Genomic DNA, 24,394 nt, shown 5'->3' with positions numbered 1-24,394 from the left:
GTTCCAATGAATTGGAGCCGCTATCATGACCTCAAACAAATGGAACAGTTCTACAAAGACCTGCAAAAAGCTTATCCAGATCTTGTCAAATATGAATCTATCGGCAAAAGTTATGAAGGTCGGGATATATTTGTATTAACGGTTACTGATTTCAGGGAAGGAAAAGCGGACCGAAAACCAGCCATGTGGATCGATGGAAATATACATGCCAATGAGCTGCAAGGTTCTGAAATATCCATGTATACCGCTTGGTACTTGGTCGAAAACTTCAATAATGTTCCTTTTATCAAAGAATTGCTGAAAGACAAAGTATTCTATATTGCCCCAACTATTAACCCTGATTCTCGAGAATACTTTATTTACAACCCCAATACCATGCATTCCTCACGAACGGGTCGAAGACCATTTGACAATGATGGTGATGGATTGGTAGCAGAAGACTTATACGATGATTTGGATGGTGACGGCGAAATTGTCATGATGCGACGCAAGTCTAAAACAGGAAGATTCAAAATCGATCCCGATAATCCAAATCGTATGATCATGGCCAAACCCGGAGAAGTAGGCGAATATGAAATGTTGGGATTCGAAGGAATTGACAACGATGGCGACGGACTCGTAAATGAAGACATCACGGGAACTTATGACCCTAACCGCGATTGGGGATGGAATTGGCAGCCAAATTATGTACAAGGTGGAGCATTATATTATCCTGGAACTTTGCCAGAAACCCAAGCAGTCAAGAATTTTATCTACTCCCATCCCAACATAGCAGGTGCTCAATCTTATCACAATTATGGTGGAATGATCTTGCGCGGACCAGGTGCGGCTGACGATGAGAAATTCTATTCTAGAAAAGATGTACAAGTATATGATGCCCTCGGCAAAACCGGTGAGAAAATGCTGCCAGGCTATGATTATATCGTGATACACAAAGATCTCTATACCGTATTCGGTGGAGAAATCGACTTCTTGGCACTTACACGTGGGATCTTCACTTTCTCGAATGAGTTGATGACAACCTACAAACTTTTTAATGAAAAAAGCGAAGGCGGCCTAAGACAGAGCGATGAATACTATGAATTTGATAGATTGCTGATGTTTGGTGATGCTTATGTGCCTTGGAAAGAATTCGATCATCCGCAATATGGAAAAATTGAAATCGGAGGAGCCAAGAAAAATTATACGGAGAAATCACCCTGGCTTCTTATTGATGGAAGAAGCGCATAGAAATGCTGCTTTTACCATTTATCATGCCTATCACATGCCTAAACTTGAAGTCCTTGAGTCAAACATCAAATCCTTGGGTGGTAACCTATATGAAGTGAATGCAACGGTATGGAACAGTAGGATTGTCCCTACGCATTCGGACCATGATGTAAATTTCAAGATTGAAAGACCAAATCATATCCGTTTGGAAGGTGCCCAAGTAGTGACAGGAATGCAAGTCTTGAACAGTGATTTCAATGAAACCAAAGAACAGAAGTTCAAACCTCAGCAAATCGAAATCCCAACCATCGACGGAATGAGCGCTGTAAAAGTTAGATGGATTGTAAAAGGCAATCCAAATTCAGCAAAAGTCATTATCGACAGCCCTAAAGGTGGGTATCTCGAATATCCGCTTAAAGACTCAGAAAACAAATCCTAAACATTCGCAACAATTTAAAAATCGATTAATAACCAAAGCAGTAATCTCAGGATTGCTGCTTTTTTTGTTCCAGTGATTTTACCATTATCAATAGAACACCAATTCCCTAATAAAATAAAACCTGTCTTTTCCTCAACCAGTCTCCCAACATCAAAAATCTCACATCTCCCATCACACATCTCATATCTCATTTCCCACATCTCACATCTCACATCTAGTTCTCCTTCTACTCTCGTTCGTCTCTTGTTCGCACCTCCTTCGGACCTTGTTCGGAGCTTCTTCGGAAAACACCCGAACAAGGTCCGAACGAGGTCCGAACGAAAGAGGACGGAGAGTGGAACAAGGTACGACTGAGATAGGAAGGAGAGTCTAAAAATTTTATAGAATCTTCCCGATATCTTTCATCAAGATTTTCTGCCTCATTTCATCTTCCAACTCATCAAAAGATTCCTTGGCAAAAGGGGATGAAAGCGTACCCTCTTCGATTTTGTAGATATAATCGCAAGAGTCTTTAAGCGTAGAAAAGATATGCGAAGAGATGATTACGGTCTTCCCAAGTTCTTTCAACTTTTTAAGTATAGCACTGAAGATGATAGAACTTTCTAGATCAATCCCATTGAAGGGTTCGTCAAAAATGAAGTATTCATTCTTTTGAAGAAGAACAGCAGTAATTGCTAATTTCTTTTTCATACCTGTTGAATAGTTGGAGACATATTCTTTTAGGGGAAGTTGAAAGATATTTCGTTCGGTTAAGTTATCCACTTTTACTTTGCGGGCATCTGTCAACAGATAGATATGTTCTTCTCCAGTTATTTTTGGGAGGTAGTAAGGTTCAGAGGTAAGAAAGCCCAGCTTACCTTTCAGGTTTTGTTCATCTGACTGAATATGGCCATCATAATCTTCAAGTTCAGCGAGGCATCGGAATAGTGTGGTTTTCCCAGCGCCATTCTCACCCACGATTCCATAAATCTTCCCTGAATCAAATCGAATATTGATATTGTTCAAAACCTGTTTAGAACCATAGGATTTGGATAGATTAATGATTTCAATCATGATATTTTCTTAAGGTTTGCAATCGCTTTAAAATAATAATAGGGTATAATTGCTAAGATTAAGGGGTAGAAAGCTAAACATAAAGCTAATATAATGCCTTCTGAAATCCCAACTTTTTCGGGATATGCAGCATACTTTAAACTGATGGTAAATGGAATCAACAAGATGCCTAATCCCCATACAAGGATTGGCTTGTATAATTCTGAAGGAAAGAAAAGTATTTGGAGGATTACCAGCGGAATCAACAAAATGCTTAATTGGATAATTCCTCGTTTAATTTTATACCATATAAATTCTACGGGTTTCCGGTCCTGGTTCCAAAAAATCATATATGGTTCTGGTTCCTGATAATAAAATGCACTGCAGAGGCAAATGACAAACATACTAACTAAAGCGAGGTTCTGATTGTTATAGACCAATCCGATAACCGCAATACTGTACAATAAAACAATTAAAAGCCAAGTGCTTCGAAAGCCAATTATAAATTCAAATGGCTTTCTGGTAAATGGTGTTGGGATTCTGTTGGACCAAATGCTGTTTGTTGAAATAAAAACAAATAATACGCAAAGTGCCAAAAGTATTCCCACTAAAAGGTAATTATCCGAGATGGTTATGACGATTATGGTCCCAATGCTGACAGTAAAATTTTCCAATAGCCGAATGAAATGAAAGTCTTTAGTTTCGAACGTATTTCTTAAAAACTCATTTCTATTAAATCCCGAAAGTGCAAACAACCATTGAAAGTTCAATAAACTAACTAAATAAACTCCCCAGCTTGGAGATAAGGAAATAAAATAGAAGAGGGAGATATAAAACGCTAAAATAACAGGTACCAGAAGATATTTGTTGAAGCCAAATTCTTCAAAACTTCTAGAGATTATCCGATACTGAAGTTTAAAATAATTATTTAGCATAATAAATGGTCCAAGTTATCAATCAATTAGTACCTATTATACATTTATTGTTACACCTCCGCCAAAAAAAAGTAGGTTCGTTACCGAACCTACTCCTATATCATTCCTTTTAATAAGGCTTTAGCCATACCAAAGCTGCCTTTCTAAAGTATAAGATTTTAGCCATACCAAATTTGCTTTTTCTAAAGACTATGCCATGTCTAATGTCTTATGTCTAACGTCTAATGTCTAAAGACTTATGTCTAACCTCTCTCTCACGTTTTCTATCTCACATCCCACATCCCACATCTCATATCTCTTTACGAATTCCTTTTCAACTGTTCATCCAATAATTGGCGTTTCAATTGTTGTTCTCTTTCCATAGATTTCTTTCTTAAAGATTGAAGTTCTTCTTGAAGTTCATCTACAGTATGTTTACTTTCATCGGTATCCACTTTAGCTTTTCTAAATGCTGCCAAGATTGCGAATAAGGCTATTGCAAGGACCACAATGATGATCCAAACCATCATATGGTAAGAACTTTTAGAGAACTGAATTCCTAAAAAGGAGATGCTATCTGTTTTTTGTTGTTCTTGTTCAAGTGCTGCACTCAAGTTTTTTACAGAATCTTGAAGTCCAGTAATACTACCGGCGCTCGATGAAGCATCGCCCTTCAATTCTGAAATTTGCTTTTTGTAAGTGCTTAATGAATCCTTAACATTCTGGCGGATAATGTCGAGGTTTGTTTTTCGAATAATCTTAAAATCCTTGTCTTGATTACGTGATTGTAAGTTTAAGTACACAAACTGGCTGTCAAGAGGCGATGTTTTAAGTTTTTGCTGTAAGGTCTGAGCGGATAAGGAAGGGCTCAGAACCCAAAATAGTAGAATAAAAGATAATAATCTCATAGTAATAAGGTGTATTTCTTGCTTTTACATGTCAAGTTTAGCAATTTAATTAGAATTACAAAAGAAATATTGGAAATTGATGCCAGATTACCAATTTGCACTCAAGGGTTTAATCAAAGGTTAATAATTATTTATTATTATGCTTATATAACCCTGCATTTTATAATATCTAATTCATCTCTAAATCCTTTTAAGCATTTTTAATTATGCTGACCATTTTCTATGAACTATTGAAAAATTCATCAATGTTGTTTCTAGAATAGTAAAAGTTGCTAATTCATAGAGGATTAAGATAATTTCGTTATTTTTATCATGATTATAAACTTTAGGCCATTCATAAAATATTCACCGACGAATATTTTATCAAATCATTGATTTATAAATGATTATTGGTTTCTATTAGATCTTTAAAATTTATTTATTCCCATTAGGGAGCTAACGCAAGAATAAGATATGATTGATAAAACAGTATCTAATGCGCAAGAAGCTATTGAAGGTGTTCAAGATGGGATGACCATTTCCTTGGGTGGTTTTGGCTTGTGCGGGATTTCCTGAAAACCTAATTTCTGCACTGTTGGATAAAGGCGTCAAAGACCTTACCTGTATCAGCAATAATGCTGGGGTCGATGATTTTGGGCTCGGACTTCTATTGCAGAAAAAACAAGTAAAAAAAATGATTGCTTCTTACGTAGGTGAAAATGCCGAGTTTGAAAGACAGATGTTGAGTGGAGAACTCGAGGTAGAGCTGGTTCCTCAGGGTACATTGGCCACACGCTTGATGGCCGGAGGGTATGGATTACCGGTGATATATACCCCCGCAGGAGTAGGGACAGAAGTCGCAGAAGGTAAAGAAGTAAGAAAATTCACCTTCCATGGTGTTGAAAAAGATTATCTTGATGGAATATGCATTTGAGCCCGATTTTGCATTTGTGAAAGCTTGGAAAGGTGATAAAGCAGGGAATCTTGTCTATCGAGGTACTGCACAAAACTTTAACCATGCCGTTGCAATGTGTGGCAAAATCACCATTGCCGAGGTGGAAGAATTGGTTGAACCAGGTGAACTGGACCCTAATTATATACATACACCGGGCATCTTCGTCAATAAGATCTTCCAAGGGGAGAAATATGAAAAAAGAATTGAACAAAGGACAGTAAGAAATAAAGATAATAATGAGTAAAAAAGTATATATCGTTGCAGCTAAGCGTACACCAATGGGAAGTTTTGGTTCTTCCTTAGCCTCAGTTTCTGCAACAGAATTGGGTGCCAAAGCAATTAAAGCAGTATTGGAAGAAGTGAAATTAGAACTTCACCAAGTGGATGAGGTTTATATGGGCTCTGTATTACAGGCAAATTTAGGCAAGCACCTGCAAGGCAAGCATCAAAATATGCAGGACTTCCTGACAGCGTACCTGCAACAACCATAAACAAGGTATGCGCTAGTGGAATGAAAGCCATATCCATCGGGTACAACAGATATTACTGGGAGATGCAGAAGTCGTAGTCGCTGGAGGGATGGAAAGTATGAGCAATGTGCCTTTCTACGATGCTGCGGTAAGGTGGGGAGCAAAGTATGGCGACCAGAAACTATTTGATGGTATTCAGAAAGATGGACTGACAGACGTTTATTCTGATCAAGCCATGGGAAATTGCGGTGAATTATGTGCCGAAAAATATAATATCAGCAGAGCTGATCAAGATGAATATGCTATCCAATCTTACACGAGAAGTAAAATAGCTTGGGAAAGTGGAAAATTTAAGAATGAAGTGGTGCCTGTAGAGGTGAAATCTCGCAAAGGTTCTGTAATGGTGGATGAGGATGAAGAGTTTAAGAATATCAACTTTGAAAAAGTGAGTCAATTGCGTCCCGCATTTAAAGCTGATGGTACCATTACAGCTGCAAATGCTTCAACACTGAGTGATGGCGCTGCAGCAGTCATATTAATGAGCGAAGAAAAAGTCAATGAATTGGGGTTGAAACCTTTGGCACAGGTTGTCGGCTATGCTGATGCAGAACAATCGCCAGAATGGTTTACCACAACACCCGCCGCTGCAACTGAAAAATTATTGCAGAAGGTAGGAATTACTATTGACGATATTGATTATTTCGAATTTAATGAAGCATTCTCGGTAGTAGCTTTGGCAAATGCTAAATTATTGGATATTTCGGAAGATCAAATCAACGTCTATGGTGGTGCAGTAGCATTGGGCCACCCGCTAGGTTGTTCGGGTGCCCGGATAATTGTGACTTTAATCAATGTTTTACATCAAGAAGGAGGCGAATTAGGCTTAGCAGCAATCTGTAATGGAGGCGGTGGAGCAAGCGCTATGCTTCTAAAGAAATGTTAACCTATGTTGGATAAATACGGAATAGCAAAAAGGATTGCTAAGGAAATAAAGGACGGTTATTACGTGAACTTAGGAATTTGGTATTCCAACCCTAGTAGCAAATTACATCCCTGAGAATATCAATGTTGTTTTACAAAGTGAAAACGGCTTATTGGGAATGGGACCATTTCCTTTTGAAGGTGAAGAAGATGCTGATTATATCAACGCCGGAAAACAGACCATCACGACCTTGCCAGGTTCAGCTTTCTTTGATTCGGCAATGAGCTTTGGAATGATCAGGTCCCGAAAAATTGACCTGACCATTTTGGGAGCAATGGAAGTTTCTGAAAATGGCGATATCGCCAACTGGAAAATTCCAGGAAAAATGGTTAAAGGAATGGGTGGAGCAATGGACCTCGTAGCAAGTGCCGAAAATATTATAGTCGCCATGCAACATGTAAACAAAGCCGGTGAATCCAAACTGTTACCTAATTGTACACTACCCCTGACAGGTGTTAAATGTGTCAAAAAAATAGTAACAGAACTCGGGGTTTTTGAAATTATGCCGGAAGGCGGTTTCAAAGTCCTCGAACTGCATGATGGCGTATCTCTGGATATGGTGAAACAGAGTACAGCAGGAAAGTTGTTTTATTAAGGCCCTGGTTGGTGTCCCCACCAACCAGCAAGATAAATGCATGATAATTCCCTAAAAATAGTTTCCCGAGCTAAAGCTCGGGAATGACACACATGCCCGGAGCATGAGGGCGAATTTTGGAGGAAAATTTCTGCAGCGAGCCGCAGAAATTTTCCTCCAAAATTCGCCCATTATTCTATAAGAGAGCCGTGTCATTCTCCCGCTTTAGTGGGAGAAACTATTTATTCCCTGATATCAAATATTAGTAACACGTCCTTGTTGGAGGCTCAACTCTGTCCTGGTTGGTGTCCCCACTTCGCCGTGGCAGGTGTCCCCACCTGCCACTAAAATAAACAGCTGGTTGGTGGAGACACCAACCCAGGGCGAGGTAGGGCCCCCTACCACGGCTACTTACCCTGCCACGGCGCCTTACCCTGCCAAGTCAACTAACCCTGCCGCGACAACTAAGCCCATCAGAATGATTTTATCTAGCCATGACAGTCCATAACAGTTATGCGAAAGATTTAAAATATCTTCGAAATAACTTATAAACCTAAATCAATTTTTAAGATCAAGTATGAATGCACTAGCAGGAGTAATATTTCATTTTATTGGAGGATTTGCATCGGGGAGTTTCTATGTCCCCTATAAAAAAGTGAAAGGCTGGTCATGGGAATCCATGTGGATTTTGGGAGGATTATTTTCTTGGATAATAGTACCTCCGATTGCAGCATGGCTTACCATTCCCAACTTTGCAGATATCATCAGCAATACGGACTCCAGCATATTGGGTTATACCTTTTTATTCGGAATACTCTGGGGGATCGGCGGATTGACCTATGGTCTAGGGGTACGATATTTGGGGGTTTCTTTAGGGAGCAGTGTGATTTTGGGATTGAGCATGGTCTTCGGATCCCTGATGCCGGCGGTTTATTATTTTTTCAATAAAGCCGAAGGAAAGCACGGAATAGATTACTTCTTTACAGATAAGGCGGGCATTTGCGTGATGATTGGATTGTTGGTCTGTGTGATAGGGATCTATTTATGTGGAAAAGCCGGTGTGCTGAAAGAGAAGAGCTTGGGTACCTTATCCAGCGAGGCAAAATCAGACTATAACTTTGGATTGGGGATTGTGGTAGCCATAGTTTCAGGCGTACTGAGTGCTTGTTTCAATTTTGGAATAGAATCGGGAAAACCGATGGCTGATGTGGCAAACAACCTTTGGAAAGCCGCTAATCCAAACCAAGGTGAATTCTTGTACCAAAACAATGTAACCTACATTGTCATACTATGGGGAGGATTTACAACGAACTTTTTATGGTGCTTATACCTTCTTATAAAGAATCACTCATTCTCTGATTATACAAAATCCAGTGCGCCACTAGCTAAGAACTTCTTGTTATGCGCTATAGCGGGCACAACATGGTATTTGCAGTTCTTCTTTTATGGAATGGGTGAAAGTAGGTTGGGTAATGGCGCCAGCTCATGGATATTGCATATGGCATTTATAATCTTGATTTCCAATGCTTGGGGGATTGCCCTGAAGGAATGGAAGGGAGTTAGCAAGCCTACATACACAGCTATTATTGCTGGAATTGCTACAATCATTATTTCGATATGCATTGTGGGATTTGCAAAAACATTAGAATAGATAATAGAATAGTAAACTAAAAAATATATAACAGTGAGAACATACAAACACGTTAATTATTTATGGGACGATGAGTACGCTCAACAGCTTGCGGGTGACGAAGTGGCTCTGTTATTATACCGTTCCAACATTTTGGGGTCTGATCTAAGGATTACCAATTATGGTGGTGGAAATACTTCTTGTAAGGTTATGGACAAAGATCCATTGACTGGAGAAGAGGTGGAGGTCATGTGGATTAAAGGTTCTGGAGGTGACATTGGCACGCTGAAGAAATCTGGACTTGCCGCACTATATGTGGATCGGTTGCGAGATTTGGAAAAAGTGTACCGCGGAATCGACCATGAAGATGAAATGGTTGAACTGTTCAATCACTGTATCTTTGACCTTGCTTCTAAAGCACCTTCAATCGACACGCCTTTGCATGGTTTTCTACCATTTAAGCATATAGACCATCTACATCCAGATGCAGCAATCGCCATTGCTGCAGCAAAAGATGGAAAGAAGATAACACAAGAATTATTCAATGGTAGTATCGGCTGGGTAGAGTGGCAAAAGCCAGGATTTGATCTGGGATTACAATTAAGGGAGTGCCTAGAACAAAACCCTGGAATCCGTGGGATAATGTTGGGATCACATGGATTATTTACCTGGGGCGATACTGCCAAAGAATGCTACATCAATTCACTCGACGTGATTGAAACTTGTGCAAACTACCTTGAAGAAAATTATGGCAAAAACAGAGCTATTTTTGGTGGACAGAAAATCGAAAGCCTCGATCCTAAAGAAAGACAAGTTCAAGCAGCTAAAATAGCGCCAGTCCTTAGAGGATTCTGTTCTAGCGAACGCCATATGATCGGCCATTTTACCGATGACCATCGTGTATTGGAATACATCAATTCCAATGACCTTGAGAAATTGGCACCGCTCGGAACTAGTTGCCCTGACCACTTCTTAAGAACAAAAATCCAACCTTTAATCTTAAATTTGGATAAAAATGATGACTTAAGTGATGTAACAGCACTAAAAGAAAAACTAGCACCTTTGTTTGAAGACTATAGAGCTATGTATACAGAATATTATGAAAACTGTAAGCATCCGAATAGTCCGGCCATTCGTGATAGGAATCCAGTTATCATCATTTATCCTGGAGTAGGGATGTTTGCTTTCGCGAAGGACAAACAAACAGCTAGGGTAGCAGCAGAGTTCTACACCAATGCCATCAATGTAATGAAAGGCTCAGAGGCGGTAAGTGAATATACTTCATTGCCAAGACAAGAAGCTTTCAATATTGAATATTGGTTATTGGAGGAGGCGAAGTTACAGCGTATGCCTAAACCGAAATCTTTATCAGGAAGAATTGCATTGGTGACAGGGAGTGCTGGAGGAATAGGAAAAGCAATTTGCCAAAAAATTTGCTGAAGAAGGTGCAGTCATTGTATTGAATGATTTGAATGCAGAACGTTTGGCAGGTACGAAAAAAGAATTTGAGGAGGCTTTTGGAAATGATAATGTAGTATCAGTACCTTTAGATGTAACCAACGAAGAACAAATCAGGGTAGCATTTGAAAAAGCATGCTTAAACTATGCAGGTGTTGATATCGTCGTGAATAATGCAGGATTGTCGATTTCAAAAAGTATAGAAGATCATACTGAGAAAGATTTAAATCTATTGTACGATGTTTTGGTGAAAGGACAATTTTATGTCACGCAACAGGCTGTTACGTGTTATGAAATCCCAAGGAATTGGAGGCGACATCGTGAATATCGTTAGTAAGAATGGATTGGTTAGTGGTCCTAACAATGCGGGGTACGGAAGTGCTAAAGCTGCTCAATTACACCTGAGTAGACTGAATGCTGCTGAATTGGGAGTTGATAAAATCAGAGTAAACGTGGTAAATCCTGATGCGGTGATATCCGACAGTAATATCTGGGCCGGAGATGGGCTGAAGGCCGTGCAAAAGCTTATGGCGTTTCGGTTGAAGAGCTACCTGCTTTTTACGCAAAACGTACGTTGCTCAATGAGGTAATCCTACCTGAAGATATTGCAAATGCTTGTTTTGCATTTGTTGGTGGATTGTTGAAAAAATCTACAGGTAATGTTCTGAATGTGGATGGCGGAGTTGCCATGTCATTTGTCAGATAATTATAACTAGAATAAGCCTAAAGCAGAAACGATGAGAATTGAGAGAGAACAAATTAAACAACATAATCAAGGATTGGAAGCCAAGCATCAGCGGGCTTTCCAATTCTTAAAAGAAGATATTGCAGGAATTGAAGAGGTTGTTTCAAAATTGGAGCAATTTCAGATTGCTATTCCAAGCTGGGCATTGGGAACTGGTGGTACGCGATTCGGCAGATTCAGTGGTCGAGGAGAACCGGGTACTTTGGAGGAAAAGATTGAGGACGTTGGTCTGTTGCATGCTTTGAATAGATCGAGTGGTGCCATATCATTACATATTCCTTGGGATATCCCTAAGGATGCTGACAAGATCAAAGATTTTGGCGACATCCCTTGACCTTAAATTTGATGCCGTAAATTCCAATACATTTCAAGACCAAAAGGAGCAAGAATTAAGCTATAAACATGGTTCTTTGCACCATGTAGATCCCAAGGTAAGGAAACAAGCTGTTGAACATAACAAAGAAGTCATTGACCATGGTATTGCATTGGGGTCTAAAGCTTTGACAGTCTGGTTAGCAGATGGTTCTTCCTTTCCAGGCAGCTGAATTTCCGTGAAGCATTCCAAAATACATTGGAAAGTTTAAAGGAGATCTATGCACATCTTCCAGAAGATTGGAAGTTATTTGTCGAATACAAGCATTTGAGCCCTTTTTCTATTCCATGACCATTGGTGATTGGGGACAATCTTTATTATTGGCGAGTAAATTAGGACCAAAAGCTTATACCTTGGTGGATTTAGGTCATCACCTTCCGAATGCAAATATTGAACAGATAGTTTCTTTATTATTAATGGAGGGAAAACTTGGTGGATTCCACTTCAACGATAGTAAATATGCGGATGATGATTTGACAGCAGGGTCAATCAAACCTTATCAGTTGTTTTTGATTTTCAATGAATTGGTTGAGGGAATGGATAATCGAGGCATGGACCATGTGACCGACCTAGGTTGGATGATAGATGCATCCCATAACTTAAAAGATCCATTGGTGGACTTATTGCAATCTGTTGAAGCGATCATGATTGCTTTATGCACAGGCATTATTGGTGGACCGAAAAGCTCTTAAAGAAGCACAAAAAAAACAATGATATCGTAAAAGCTCAGAATATTTTGCAGAATGCATTCCGCACAGATGTTAGACCTATTGTTGCTGAGGCGAGATTACGTGCAGGAGCAGCTTTGGATCCTTTGCAGTTATTCGATGAATTAGCTGTGAGAGAACAATTGGTAAAGGAAAGAGGTGAAAACTCAGTGGCAACTGGCTTATAGAAGGTGAGCATGGGACAAAAAGAACGTATACCTGTTGTTGCAATTTTTGATGTGGGCAAGACAAACAAAAAGTTGTTCTTGTTTGACGAACACTATAAAATTGTATTTGAAAAATCCGCTAGATTTTTTAGAAACAGTGGATGAAGATGGTGATCCATGCGAAAACTTGGAAAGTTTAAGATTGTCAGTATTCGACTCTTTACATGAGATTTTTCCGAAAGACTGAATACGATGTAAAGGCTATCAATTTCACTTCCTATGGCGCAAGTTTCGTACTGATCCGGGAAGATGGTCAGCCTTTGACTCCACTATACAATTACCTAAAAGAATATCCAAAAGATTTAAAGGACGAACTTCATAATCGATATGCCGGTCTTGAGCAATTCAGTTTAGATACCGCATCTCCAGATTTAGGGAGTTTAAATTCAGGCTTACAATTATATAGAATAAAACATCAAAAACCAGAAATTTTTGCAGAGACCAAATCTGCCCTACATTTACCACAATATCTCAGCTTTTTACTTTCTGGGAAAATGTATTCTGATAAAACAAGTATAGGATGTCATACAGCCTTATGGGATTACCATACACAAGATTATCACCAATGGGTAAAGGATAATGGAATCGAGGAAAAGTTAGCGCCAATCGTTCAGGCGAATGAAGTTTTTGCAGCTAATTTCCCGGGAAGTACATTCAAGATTGGTTGCGGTTTGCATGATTCGTCTTCAGCATTAATCCCTTATCTTTTGAATTTTCATGAACCCTTTGTTTTGATCTCTACAGGCACATGGTGCATTTCTTTAAATCCGTTTAATCATAGTCCATTGACCAAAGACGAACTCGTACAAGATTGTCTTTTTTATCTTTCCTATAAAGGTGATCCGGTCAAAGCATCTCGGTTATTTGCAGGTCATGAACATGATGTGCAAACAAAAAGAATTGCAGATCATTTTAGCATTACAACAGCCAAATTTCGGAATATGGAAATCGATTGGAAATTAGTAGATGAACTGAACAATAAATCGATTTTCAAATGATTTGGATGCCTTTGCAAATATAGATCTTAATGAGTTTGCTAATTATACAGAAGCTTATCATTCTTTGATGCTACATTTGGTTAAAGCACAAGTGAAATCGACCAACTTGATCATGAATGAAGGAAAAATTACTCGAGTTTTTGTAGATGGAGGATTCAGTAAAAATTCAATCTACATGAACCTGTTGGCAAAGGAATATCCAGAAGTTGAAGTATATGCTGCATCCATGGCGCAAGCAACAGCAGTTGGTGCTGCATTGGTCATCCATGAGCATTGGAATTCCTTACCTATCCCTAATGATTTGATAGAATTGAGGTTCTTTAGAACCTAATTGATAAAATTTTTCATTTTCAATTTTTCATTTTATAGTTTAATAATTAATGAAAAACGATCAGCATGGCATGTTGGTCGTTTTTTTCGTTACACGAATTCGTTAAAAATTTTATTTAAGTTAATTGTTTTAGCTAGCGTTTTTTGTTGAATATTTACGGGTTTCTTATAATTAATTGGAAATCAGGATGGCACAGGATGCGGAATTGTGCATGTATCGGTACTTTTATCTCAGAAAAACAAATTATAAACCGACCCAAATTAAAACCAAGGTCAAAATCATATTACTAATAAATTTCTTATTGATATTAACATCTCTTTAGTCGAGAAATATTAGCCTTCATTTCTGTTTAAGGAAAATTGATATCAAGTGATGAATATTAAATATTACCTATAAACTAAACCTAAGACTATGAAAGGAACATTATTTTGGAAAAGTATTTTTGTTCAAGTCGTTATCCATTCTTCTGATTTTATTTATTTCAGTTCATGTTTTATGGGCCCAATCAGGGTTTAAAATTGAAGGGACGATTCGTGATGCAGAAACCAAGGAAATCTTGCCGGGAGTTACCATTCGATTTGTAAACAGCAATATCGCTACTTCCAGTGACGATCAAGGCCGTTTCGAACTTGACCTTCCCAATAGCGGAAAATTAAATTTCAGCTTAATTGGATACCAACAGCAAGAAACGGAAGTGAATGCGGCTAGAAATCTAACCATTGATTTGTTGAAACAGGGCGAAGATATTGATGAAGTTGTTGTTGTGGCATATGGTCAACAAAAGAAATTATCAGTTACGGGTGCTGTATCTTCAGTTAGCAGCGAAGATCTGAAGAAAACGCCTTCAGCAAGTTTGGCTGTCGCTCTTGCAGGTAAACTTCCTGGTCTATCTTCTGTGCAAAGAGGTGGTGGACAACCTGGCCGTGATGATGCAACCATGTTTCTTCGTGGGGCTGCAACAACAAATGGACAAGCGCCACTTATCTTAATTGATGGGGTACCAAGGGATAATATCCGAACGCTGGATGCCAATGAGGTAGAAACAGTGACGGTTTTGAAAGATGCTTCCGCAACCGCCGTTTTTGGGGTAAGAGGTGCCAATGGCGTAATCTTAATTACAACCAAAAGAGGTAAAGTAGGTAAGATAGAATTGAATGCCAGCCCTTGATCAAAGTTGGACATCTTTTACAAGAGAACCTGAACGATTAACATCCTTAGAATATTTGAACCTGAGAAATCAGGCATCCCTAAATGATGGTTTGGAAGCACCATTTTCAGCTGATATCATCGCGAAATATGAAAATCCATTGGCGGGTCTCGATCGCAATGATCCAGATTACAATACTAAGGCAATGGTCTTAAATTATATGTACCCTGACCATGATTATTACCGTGAATTTATAGCTAAAAATACACCTCAGACTCGAGTAAATATCAACGGTAGCGGGGGTACAGATAAATTGAGCTATTTCGTTAATGGCGCATTTCTCAGACAGGGAGGTAATTTGATAACTGAGCCTAAAGAGCAGTTAGGATATGACCCTTCCTCTTGGATGCGGAGATATAACTTTAGATCTAACCTGGATTATAAAATAAGCGAATACGTAAATTCTTTCTTAAATATCGGGACGTATATTGAGCAAGTAAATATGCCTTCAGCAGGTTTATATGGAGGAGATACCAATTGGATGATGCGTGATTTATTGTATCAGGCTCAATCAATTTTACCTATTACCCCTGGACCAGTGACTATTGGTGGATTTGGTATTGAGCCTGGCCAGATCGTTGATCCGGGATATATGGATAGATCAGCCTTTGAAATCATCAATCGAATGGGATATAGGAATGAAATCAGGTCCAATCTAAATGCTTCCTTAGGTATTGATGTCTCTTTAGGAAAGTATGTTCCAGGATTAAGTGTGAAAGGTATGGTTTCATACGATACCAGAGCAACCACCGCTGCCCAAGGGTATAAAAGGGAAAGACTTTACCTGGCTGAAATTGTGCCCGCATCAAATACATTGAATTATGCCGTGAAACGTTCCGAAGAGGAACTTTTAAGTCTTGTTAAAGGTGCTGATTCCAGGTATAATATCAATTTACAAGGTTCCATTAATTATGTAAAAACATTCGCTGAGAAACACAACATCACCGGAATGATCCTCGCGCAGCGGGATAACTGGGAAACTACAGCCGGTGAAATTCCTTTTAATGTCATCGGTGTTGCAGGAAGGTTTACCTATGGATATGATGACCGCTATTTGGCAGAGATCAATATGGGGTATAATGGTTCTGAACAATTTGCTCCCAGTAAAAGATTTGGTTTCTTTCCAGCATTTTCTGTTGGATGGATTCTGAGCAATGAACCCTATATGCCAAAATACGAATGGCTTGATAATTTAAAATTCAGAGCATCCTATGGTAAAGTTGGTAATGACCAAATGGGGGGAGTTAGGTTCTTATATCAAACCAAGAATACCTTAGGAGGAGGTCCTTTGGGTAGTTTAGCCACTATACCAGGTTCGAATTCGAGTTTAGGTCAAGGAATCAATCAAGGCTTGATCGGCAATCCAAATGTTACTTGGGAGTTGGCCGAAAAGCAAAACTATGGTGTGGATTTGGGGCTGTTTAAGGAATTGACAGCTGCATTTGATTATTATATTGAAGACAGGAGCCAGATTCTTATTCAAAGACAATCTGTTCCTTCCTTTCAAGGTGTACCGCTAGGAAATATCCCTAGAGTTAATATGGGAATCGTGAACAATAAGGGATTCGAAGTAGAGTTGACTTATAGAAAAACCATTACAGACAAGTTGCACCTGAGCTTCAACGGTAATTATGGTGAAAACAGAAATGTAGTTAAGTTCATTGATGAACCTATTCGCGATGAGTCTTATGTACATCGATATCGTGGAACCGGTTATGCCATGGGACAAAATTTCGGTTATAAAATAGATTATAGCAATGGCAATGGAATGTTCAATAGCCAAGAAGAACTTGATAGTTATTTAGCAACCACGAGTTATGGGTTTGGAGTTCCCAGAGTTGGTTATTTCAAATATGAAGATTTAAATAAAGATGGTGTGGTGGATGATAAAGATCAAGTGCCGATTGGGGCTTCTACTATTCCTGGTATTACCTATGGTTTTGGAATGACCGTTTCGTTTGCAGGATTTGATGCTACGGTGTTTTTTCAAGGAGTAGGTCGCTATTCAGGAGTGTGGGGGCGGTACACAGGGTGTATATGAAAACACTTACCGAGGAACCTATTTTGGATATCACAAAACTGCTTGGACTGCTGAACGATTTGCCAATGGGGAGGAAATTACCTATCCAGCGCTGAGTACTCAAAGCAACAGTAACCATGTAAACAATGACTTCTTTATCATGAATCGATCTTACATACGATTGAGGAATCTGGAATTGGCATATACGCTGCCTGCAAAATTATTGCAGCCTATTGGTGTAAATGCATTCAGAGTCTATGTAAGTGGACATAATTTATTCTTATGGGACAATCTCCCGATGAAGCATCTTGATCCAGAAAACATGGATCCAATTGGATATCCGGTGACCAAGATGGTAAATATGGGAGTTAATGTAACTTTTTAAATTTTAGAAATCATGAATTTAAGATTAAGAAAAAATATATACACGATTATATTAGCTGGTTTCCTAACAGTTGGATTGAATTCTTGTAATAAAGAACTAGATATGGCACCCGATGGTTATTTTTCCATTGATGATGTCTTTAAGGATAATATCAAGGTAGCAGCTTTCTTTGAACAGCTGTTATAATCAAATTCCGGCAAAGGGTACACGTTATTTTTTCTGGATGCGTGGGCCCGTTGTTTGGAGCGATGAAGCTTGGGACACAGATGCAGAATCTGAACCGACCTTGATGTCCGGAAGAGTATACAATGGTGATGCTTCAGCTGCCTTTCATCCAATGACCAACATTAGCGCTGATGCAGGAAACGGAGACTATTGGAACCGCTATTGGGCAGGAATTAGAAATTGTTCCGTATTTATCAAGAATATCGACGCGGCAACTGTTAATAGTGAAACAGACCGTAAAAGATGGAAAGCTGAAGCCCATTTGTTAAGAGCATACTATTATCACGAATTATTGAAATGGTTTGGTTCTGCGTTACCTATCATGAGGGAGCCAATGGAATTTGATGCTGACTTTTCAGGAGTTGAAAAACCAACTTACTATGATTTGGTCAAATTTATAATGGAAGATTGTGATGTCGCATTGGCAACATCCGAGTTGCCATGGACCATTACCGACCAAGGTGAGCAACATCGGATTACCAAATCTGTGGCAGAAGCCATAAAATCCAAAGTGATCTTATATGCAGCAAGCCCACAGAATAATGCTGGACAAAATTATTGGGAACAAGCATATACTGTGAATAAGCAATCGTTAGCAAACCTGCGAGCAAATGGATATGAACTTTATAATAAAGTTAACTATCCACAGACCTATCTTTCAGCAACAGCTTTTATAGGTCCAACGGTGAATGAGAAAGCATCATTGTATAATGAATACTTTACTCAGGGAATGCAATTTTCAGGTACTCGGATCGATAAGGAAACAATTTTGGCAAAGTAGAGACGGACAGGGTAATATTTGGAATATTGATGGAATAGGGGGCGCAAGGATGGTTATAAAACAGGTACATGTCCGAGTCAAGAAATTGTTGATGCTTTTGAAACCATTGATGGTGAACCAATTTTGGATTTAGCCAATCCATATCTTGATGAAAAACATCTTCAACCAAATTATAACAAAAATAACAAAACCTACAATCCCAATGACCCTTATGCAAATAGAGATCCTAGGTTTTATGCCAACATCTATTATAATGGATCGAAGCGTTACGCCTTTTGGAATTTCGCGGAAGTAGCGGAATCGCCTGAGAATTTCCCGGCAGGTATGGGTAACCGCACCAGGATTATCGCAACCTACCAAGGAGAACCACAGACTGGTATTGACAGAACGGTTCGAAAAGCTACAAGGACAGGTTATTTTCAACGTAAATTCTTGCATCCTAATTCAAGTACTAATAACCCTATCGGAGGTGCTAACGCAAAATTGTTCAGACTGGGAGAAGTGATCCTAAACTTTGCGGAGGCGGCAGCAGAGGCCGGTCATCTGGAAGAAGCTAGAACTGCAGTTAATGAAATCCGTGCAAGGGTAGGGATGCCAGAAATACCAGCAGGACTGAGCAAAGAAAATCTAATATTAAGAGTAAGACATGAACGAAGAGTGGAATTGGCATTTGAGGAACAGCGGTTTTTTGATGTCAGAAGATGGGCAAAACCTGGGGAAAATCTTGCTAAAACAGATAAATGGATTACTGCAATGAACATAACAAGAAATGCAGATGGAACTTATGCCTATGCTCGAAGAGTGGTAAGAGACGTGGAAAGAAGAAACTATGCAAGCAAGTTTATTTGGTTGCCAATTCCTTTAGAAGAGGCAAATAGGTTGAATTCAATAACTGGGGTAAATTGGCAAAATCCAGGATGGTAAAATTATTTAATAAGATACGATGAAAAATTTTCGAACATATTTTAAGTTGAGCCTCCTTGTGTTTTTATGTAACATCTTACAGCTACAGGTTCTTGCACAAGAATCTACTGTAATGTTGTCGGGGAAAGTTCTTGATGAACAACAAAACCCGATCAAGGAAGTTATCATTTCAAGTCAAAACAATAAAATAGGAACTTCCACAAACTGGGAAGGAACATTTGATCTTGAAATTCCGTTAAGTATTGAGGAATTAAAATTTGAAAGAATAGGCTATTCAACACAAATAGTAAATATCCAAGGAGGAGATAGCACCTTGATTGTGGTGTTAAAAACCGATAATCATCAATTGGATAAAATTATTGATCTAGGGTATAGTAACACGACCTTTGGAGACTTAACAGGCGCAGTTTCTATTGTGCAAGGTGATGTACTAGAAAGACATCCAGTTGCTAATCTGAGTCAAACATTTGCTGGACGTCTTGCTGGATTAACAACACAAGAAACGTTTTTCTGAATTGTCAAGAGCGAATACCGACCTATTTGTCCGTGGAATATCCGCTGCAAGAAGTGGTGACCCTTTGGTCATGATTGATGGAATTCCTACTTCTTATAATAGTAATCAATCCTTGGAATATATCTCTCCAAATGAAATTGAATCCATTACCATACTGAAGGATGCTTCTACGCAAGCTATATATGGTATTCAGGGCGCAAATGGCGTGATAGTGGTCAAAACAAAAAGAGGGAAAAAAGGTCCTGTGGAAATTAAAGCCAGATTAGATCAATCTTTTCAACAAGTCACTACCAAACCATTAATGTACAATGCCCTCCAATATGCTGAGTTCAGTAATCAAGCCGGGGTTAATGATGGATTAGGTCCTTTCAGTCAATTTTCTGAAGATATCGTTTCACATTATCGTACAGGTGATTCTCCGGAATTATATCCTAGCAATAATTGGTATGACAAATATTTCAAAGATTTTGCTTCCATGCAAAGATTAGGTGTGAATATCACAGGCGGAAATGATAAAGTAACCTATTTTTCAAATTTGAACTTTATGCATCAAGGTGGCTATTTTAATACCGAATCTAAAGACTATGATGCTAATCCAAAAAATATTTGGGTAAATTATCGTTCCAATGTAGATATTCAATTCAATAATTATTTGAGTGGTTTTTTAAGATTAAGTGGGAATGTCAAGAGAGAACATGTGCCTGGCGGAGCATCCAATGATGCAACTTATGCAAGTATGTTTCTCATGCCTCCAACTACCTATGAACCATTGACACCAGTTATAAAAGATGAAAATGGTGTAGAGCTACCAGGTAGCGGACAAGTAGTTGTCACAGATCGTGTTGATCAATCAACTTATGGAATACTTAATAGAACTGGATATTACAATCATACTGTAACCAATATCAGTTCACAATTTGGTTTGAACCTTGATATGAGTTTCTTGACTCAAGGGCTTAACCTTTCAGGTGTATTTGCCTATCAAACCAATTCTGTTGGAAGTTTAGCCACCACTCAGAATTATGAAAGATATATCCGTTCTGATAATTGGGATGAATTGGAATTTTCAAAAAAAGGAGAACAAAACAATACACCGTTAGCCTATGGTAAATCACATTCTTATTATTATCATTTAACCTATAAGGGACAGCTTGATTATTCCAGGGTTTTTTGGTGATCATTCAATTAATGCTATGGCTTATGGATTGTTCCAAGACCTGACCAAAGCCAATACCAATGCACCTGAACTGTTGCCATACAAACGTCTTAGTACTGGTGCGCAATTGGTTTACAATTACGATGACCGTTATGTCTTAAAAGGAGTGTTTGGCTATTCAGGTTCTGAACAATATGCTCGTTCACATCGGTATTTGTTTACTCCTGCGGTAGCAGCCAGCTGGATCGCGAGCAATGAATCCTTTATGGAATCAACTTCCGGGTGGTTGAGCCTTTTGAAATTTAGGGGATCTTGGGGGAAAACTGCGAATGATCAGAGTGGGTTACAACGATACGCCTATTTGGATCAGATCACGCAACAATCAGGTGGACCAATAGGTTATTTGCAATATTTAATCACCGAAAGACAAACCGGTAACCCAAATATACAAGCTGAAGTCTCTACAAAAGCAAATTTTGGTCTCGACCTCGGACTTTTTAATTCAATTACATTCTCTGCTGATATTTTCAAAGAGAAGATGGAAAATATGGTTGTAGGAGCGGTTTCTACCATTCCTTCCTATCAAGGGATTCCTCTTTCAAATTATCCAAGATTAAATCAGGGGATTTTCGAAAACAAAGGTTATGAATTGACCCTTCGATACGACAAAAGATTAAATGATAAGCTCTCATTTTATGTTGAAGGGATGTTCTCAAAAAACCATAATACAATTATTAGTTGGAACGAGGCGCAGCGTACGGAAGATTTTCAATACCGTCTCAGAGAAGAAGGATATTCATATGGTCAACAGTTTGGATACTTAGTTGACTATAGCCAAGGAAATGGATTTTTCAATTCTCAAGCTGAAATTGATGCTGCAGGTTTGGATTATGGATTTGGTGCAGTTCGGGTTGGTGACTTAAGGTATCAGGATTTGAATGCCGATGGGATCATTGATGAGAGAGACCAAGGACCTGTTGGTGACGGTATGGTGCCAAGAGTAACTTATGCATTTTCAGGAGGATTGAAATATAGTGCTTTTGACATGAACTTTATTTTCCAAGGAATCGGGGATTATTCAAGAATCATGATGGGTCCAGGGATTTGGGAAACTACGAATGGAGGCATGTATACAGCATTACATCAAAACGCTTGGACTGCTGAGCGCTATGCTAATGGAGAAACAATAACATGGCCAGCATTGTCTACAGAAAAATCAGTTAACCATGAAGCTAAGCGATTTTGTCAATTTCAATAAGTCATACCTCAGATTGAGAAACCTGGAGTTGGGCTATACCTTGCAAAGAGAGTCTACCAAGAAAATAGGATTTGATCAAATCCGGATTGTACTGTCTGGACAAAACTTATTTACTTGGGATAAGATGAAAACCAAAGATTTTGGCCCTGAAGGGAGTGGATATATGACTTTCCCGGTATATAGAGTATATAGTTTTGGGGTAAATCTCATGTTGTAGAAATATAAAATAGATTATTGATTTAAGAGAACAAAAATTATGAAACTACATAAAAATATCTTTTACTCATTGCTTCTGATATGTTTTTCAACATCATGTAATAAGCAATTGGATTTACCAAGTGATGGTAGAATCAGTATGGATCAGGTATTCAGTGATTACAATAGAACGAGAGGGTATCTGAATTCTTGCTATGGACATGCCCCAGCTCCAAATATTATAAGATCATCATATAGTGATGAAGCTCAGGATGCTGATGATGTAATTGATGGTTCACAATACATCATGTGGTATGGTGGGAATATTACAACTTCTACTTTCCCCATGTATTCTCCTGACGGAGCTCCTTGGACAGGTTTGTATGAAGGAATAAGAAAGTGCAATGTCTTTTTGGAAAACATAAAGACAGCAACCGTATATGTTGGGGATGAGGAAAAGGCAGGTTGGATTGCTCAAGCTCATACTTTAAGGGCATTGTATTATTTACAGTTAATAAAACGATACGGATCTGGACCCTTATTTGATGCTCCATTACCTTTGGACCATGACTTCTCTCAGGATAAAAAATCTTCTTTTTCGGAGATCGTAACTTTTATTCTGAAAGATTGTGATGAGGCCTTAAAAGTTCCTGATACCAGAGATGGTTTTTCATGGGCAATCTATGATAATCAATTTGGCAAAATGTCTAGGGCAATAGCTTATGCAATCAAATCTCAAGCAGTTACTTATGCAGCTAGCCCATTATGGTCTGATGGAACCTATACATGGGAGGATGCAACAAAAATCACGGCAGAAGCCTTAGCACAATGTCTTGCCAATGATTATGAATTGTTTGCAAATAAGCCTGAGGCGGGCATAGCCCAGAATCCCTATGCCTTATATTTTATTACTTCCTCAAATGACCAACGTGCTGTTGATAAAGAAACAATTTATCAATTGGGTGGTCAATTGCAAGTTTGGAAAAATGCTGGCTTGCCTACAAATCCGGGAATGGAACGAGCAGGGCCAAATCCTACTCAAGAATTAGTGGACAGCTATGAAATGGCAAATGGGGGAACTCCCAATTTTGGGTTATGCTGATGCAAATCATCTACAACCCATTATAAATCCAGCATCTGGTTATGATCCAATGAAACCTTATGAAGGTCGAGATCCACGTTTCTATGCTTCGATTTATTATAACGGCGCTGATAGAAACCTTGCCGGCAGCTTGATTCAAACCTATGTTGGAGGAGCGGAAGGTATTTCTACCACAGATAGAAGATATACTAGAACAGGATATTATTTAAGGAAATTCAACAATCATCGCTCTGGAGCAAGTAATAATTCTGATGGCGCAGTACGATTATTCCGTCTTGCTGAGTTGTACCTGAATTTTGCTGAGGCAGCTTATCAATCTGTTGGTGCTGATGTAAAAGTGAATGATTCAAATCTAGGATTAAGTGCAAGAGAGGCTCTGAATGCTATTAGAAAAAGAGCGGGCATGCCGGATCTAAAAACCGGGATGACAAAGGAGGATTTTGAAAAAAGATATCGGAATGAACGACGTATCGAATTGGCATTTGAGGAGCATCGTTATTTTGATGTCCGCCAGATGGGAAAATTCTTAGTACTACCGACAAATTCGTAACGGGGATGCGGATTCAGAAAAACGGTGAATCAGAAACGTTTACCAGATTTAAACTGAGAGATCGAGGTAGTGCAGCTGACAAGTTTTTATTATACCCTATTGATCAAATAGAAGTGAACAAAATTTTCCAGTTAACTGGAGAAAAT

23 protein-coding genes and 4 pseudogenes are annotated in these 24,394 nt (G+C 38.8%); 24 read left to right on the top strand and 3 right to left on the bottom strand.

Going from position 1 to position 24,394, the window contains the following annotated elements; genetic code table 11:
- The first annotated feature begins 6 nt into the window (after nucleotides 1–6).
- Nucleotides 7–1,230, top strand: a complete 1,224-nt coding sequence (locus tag FGL31_RS18430; RefSeq protein WP_197734321.1) for a M14 family metallopeptidase — start codon at nucleotides 7–9, stop codon at nucleotides 1,228–1,230.
- The gene (locus FGL31_RS23885; protein ID WP_197734320.1) at nucleotides 1,214–1,648 is read left to right on the top strand and encodes a DUF8731 domain-containing protein; all 435 of its coding nucleotides are present in this window, start codon (nucleotides 1,214–1,216) and stop codon (nucleotides 1,646–1,648) included. Before FGL31_RS18430 ends, FGL31_RS23885 begins: the two co-directional genes overlap by 17 nt.
- Nucleotides 1,649–2,026: 378 nt before the next feature.
- On the opposite strand, the gene FGL31_RS18425 is transcribed toward FGL31_RS23885, so the two are convergent.
- The 3 genes from FGL31_RS18425 to FGL31_RS18415 all read right to left on the bottom strand — a co-directional run bounded on the left by FGL31_RS18425 (nucleotide 2,027) and on the right by FGL31_RS18415 (nucleotide 4,502).
- Nucleotides 2,027–2,701, bottom strand: coding sequence for an ABC transporter ATP-binding protein (locus tag FGL31_RS18425; RefSeq protein ID WP_138093626.1), 675 nt, complete (start codon nucleotides 2,699–2,701; stop codon nucleotides 2,027–2,029).
- Nucleotides 2,698–3,615, bottom strand: coding sequence for a hypothetical protein (locus tag FGL31_RS18420; protein ID WP_138093623.1), 918 nt, complete (start codon nucleotides 3,613–3,615; stop codon nucleotides 2,698–2,700). Before FGL31_RS18420 ends, FGL31_RS18425 begins: the two co-directional genes overlap by 4 nt.
- Nucleotides 3,616–3,914: 299 nt before the next feature.
- Complete coding sequence (locus tag FGL31_RS18415; protein WP_099370016.1) at nucleotides 3,915–4,502, bottom strand: hypothetical protein; 588 nt, start codon at nucleotides 4,500–4,502, stop codon at nucleotides 3,915–3,917.
- A gap of 453 nt (nucleotides 4,503–4,955) precedes the next feature.
- Here FGL31_RS18415 and FGL31_RS30430 point away from each other — a divergent pair, with 453 nt between their 5' ends.
- The 22 genes and pseudogenes from FGL31_RS30430 to FGL31_RS23860 all read left to right on the top strand — a co-directional run bounded on the left by FGL31_RS30430 (nucleotide 4,956) and on the right by FGL31_RS23860 (nucleotide 24,248).
- Nucleotides 4,956–5,057: a CoA-transferase gene (locus tag FGL31_RS30430; protein WP_232046949.1), complete on the top strand. Its 102-nt coding sequence runs from the start codon at nucleotides 4,956–4,958 to the stop codon at nucleotides 5,055–5,057.
- Nucleotides 5,029–5,415, top strand: a complete 387-nt coding sequence (locus tag FGL31_RS30425) for a CoA transferase subunit A (protein WP_262709174.1) — start codon at nucleotides 5,029–5,031, stop codon at nucleotides 5,413–5,415. The genes FGL31_RS30430 and FGL31_RS30425 overlap by 29 nt, the downstream gene beginning before the upstream one ends.
- Nucleotides 5,399–5,680: a CoA transferase subunit A gene (locus FGL31_RS30420; RefSeq protein ID WP_262709173.1), complete on the top strand. Its 282-nt coding sequence runs from the start codon at nucleotides 5,399–5,401 to the stop codon at nucleotides 5,678–5,680. Before FGL31_RS30425 ends, FGL31_RS30420 begins: the two co-directional genes overlap by 17 nt.
- Nucleotides 5,673–6,849 (top strand): annotated as a pseudogene (locus FGL31_RS18405) (thiolase family protein). Before FGL31_RS30420 ends, FGL31_RS18405 begins: the two are co-directional and overlap by 8 nt.
- Nucleotides 6,850–6,931: 82 nt before the next feature.
- Nucleotides 6,932–7,483, top strand: a complete 552-nt coding sequence (locus FGL31_RS18400; RefSeq protein ID WP_317131151.1) for a 3-oxoacid CoA-transferase subunit B — start codon at nucleotides 6,932–6,934, stop codon at nucleotides 7,481–7,483.
- A gap of 556 nt (nucleotides 7,484–8,039) precedes the next feature.
- Nucleotides 8,040–9,113, top strand: a complete 1,074-nt coding sequence (gene rhaT / locus FGL31_RS18395; RefSeq protein ID WP_099370020.1) for an L-rhamnose/proton symporter RhaT — start codon at nucleotides 8,040–8,042, stop codon at nucleotides 9,111–9,113.
- Nucleotides 9,114–9,146: 33 nt separating this feature from the next.
- Nucleotides 9,147–11,256 (top strand): annotated as a pseudogene (locus tag FGL31_RS18390) (bifunctional aldolase/short-chain dehydrogenase).
- A gap of 31 nt (nucleotides 11,257–11,287) precedes the next feature.
- Nucleotides 11,288–12,563: pseudogene (locus FGL31_RS18385) on the top strand (sugar isomerase).
- A gap of 203 nt (nucleotides 12,564–12,766) precedes the next feature.
- Nucleotides 12,767–13,600, top strand: coding sequence for an FGGY family carbohydrate kinase (locus FGL31_RS29260; RefSeq protein ID WP_317131074.1), 834 nt, complete (start codon nucleotides 12,767–12,769; stop codon nucleotides 13,598–13,600).
- Between the two features lies 1 nt (nucleotide 13,601).
- Complete coding sequence (locus FGL31_RS29255) at nucleotides 13,602–13,931, top strand: FGGY-family carbohydrate kinase (RefSeq protein WP_317131073.1); 330 nt, start codon at nucleotides 13,602–13,604, stop codon at nucleotides 13,929–13,931.
- A gap of 442 nt (nucleotides 13,932–14,373) precedes the next feature.
- Nucleotides 14,374–15,099, top strand: a complete 726-nt coding sequence (locus FGL31_RS18375) for a TonB-dependent receptor plug domain-containing protein (protein WP_138093620.1) — start codon at nucleotides 14,374–14,376, stop codon at nucleotides 15,097–15,099.
- Nucleotides 15,086–17,179 (top strand): SusC/RagA family TonB-linked outer membrane protein, encoded by a 2,094-nt coding sequence (locus tag FGL31_RS18370; RefSeq protein WP_138093617.1) that lies wholly within the window; start codon nucleotides 15,086–15,088, stop codon nucleotides 17,177–17,179. Before FGL31_RS18375 ends, FGL31_RS18370 begins: the two co-directional genes overlap by 14 nt.
- 139 nt (nucleotides 17,180–17,318) lie before the next feature.
- The gene (locus tag FGL31_RS18365) at nucleotides 17,319–17,543 is read left to right on the top strand and encodes a hypothetical protein (RefSeq protein ID WP_138093614.1); all 225 of its coding nucleotides are present in this window, start codon (nucleotides 17,319–17,321) and stop codon (nucleotides 17,541–17,543) included.
- Nucleotides 17,544–17,555: 12 nt separating this feature from the next.
- On the top strand, nucleotides 17,556–17,729 hold the full coding sequence (locus FGL31_RS23880; protein ID WP_197734319.1) for a hypothetical protein: 174 nt from the start codon (nucleotides 17,556–17,558) through the stop codon (nucleotides 17,727–17,729).
- A 37-nt stretch (nucleotides 17,730–17,766) separates the two neighbouring features.
- Nucleotides 17,767–18,549 carry a RagB/SusD family nutrient uptake outer membrane protein gene (locus FGL31_RS23875; RefSeq protein WP_197734318.1) on the top strand — a complete coding sequence of 261 codons (783 nt, stop codon included), beginning with the start codon at nucleotides 17,767–17,769 and terminating at the stop codon, nucleotides 18,547–18,549.
- A gap of 75 nt (nucleotides 18,550–18,624) precedes the next feature.
- A pseudogene (locus FGL31_RS23870) lies at nucleotides 18,625–19,473 on the top strand (RagB/SusD family nutrient uptake outer membrane protein); the annotation flags it as partial.
- Nucleotides 19,474–19,492: 19 nt separating this feature from the next.
- Nucleotides 19,493–19,987: a carboxypeptidase-like regulatory domain-containing protein gene (locus FGL31_RS18355; protein WP_138093611.1), complete on the top strand. Its 495-nt coding sequence runs from the start codon at nucleotides 19,493–19,495 to the stop codon at nucleotides 19,985–19,987.
- A 1-nt stretch (nucleotide 19,988) separates the two neighbouring features.
- Nucleotides 19,989–21,164 carry a TonB-dependent receptor plug domain-containing protein gene (locus FGL31_RS18350; RefSeq protein WP_138093608.1) on the top strand — a complete coding sequence of 392 codons (1,176 nt, stop codon included), beginning with the start codon at nucleotides 19,989–19,991 and terminating at the stop codon, nucleotides 21,162–21,164.
- Nucleotides 21,165–21,180: 16 nt separating this feature from the next.
- On the top strand, nucleotides 21,181–22,401 hold the full coding sequence (locus tag FGL31_RS18345; protein ID WP_138093605.1) for a SusC/RagA family TonB-linked outer membrane protein: 1,221 nt from the start codon (nucleotides 21,181–21,183) through the stop codon (nucleotides 22,399–22,401).
- On the top strand, nucleotides 22,370–22,618 hold the full coding sequence (locus tag FGL31_RS18340) for a TonB-dependent receptor (RefSeq protein WP_138093602.1): 249 nt from the start codon (nucleotides 22,370–22,372) through the stop codon (nucleotides 22,616–22,618). The genes FGL31_RS18345 and FGL31_RS18340 overlap by 32 nt, the downstream gene beginning before the upstream one ends.
- Before the next feature lie 39 nt (nucleotides 22,619–22,657).
- On the top strand, nucleotides 22,658–23,698 hold the full coding sequence (locus FGL31_RS23865; protein ID WP_197734317.1) for a RagB/SusD family nutrient uptake outer membrane protein: 1,041 nt from the start codon (nucleotides 22,658–22,660) through the stop codon (nucleotides 23,696–23,698).
- Entirely contained in the window at nucleotides 23,655–24,248 is a 594-nt protein-coding gene (locus tag FGL31_RS23860) for a RagB/SusD family nutrient uptake outer membrane protein (protein ID WP_197734316.1), read from the top strand. The genes FGL31_RS23865 and FGL31_RS23860 overlap by 44 nt, the downstream gene beginning before the upstream one ends.
- Nucleotides 24,249–24,394 lie beyond the last annotated feature (146 nt).

The sequence above is a fragment of the Sphingobacterium daejeonense genome (assembly GCF_901472535.1).
Classification (GTDB): domain Bacteria; phylum Bacteroidota; class Bacteroidia; order Sphingobacteriales; family Sphingobacteriaceae; genus Sphingobacterium; species Sphingobacterium daejeonense.
Note: the sequence above shows the minus strand (reverse complement) of the source record. Positions and strands in the feature narration are given on the sequence as shown.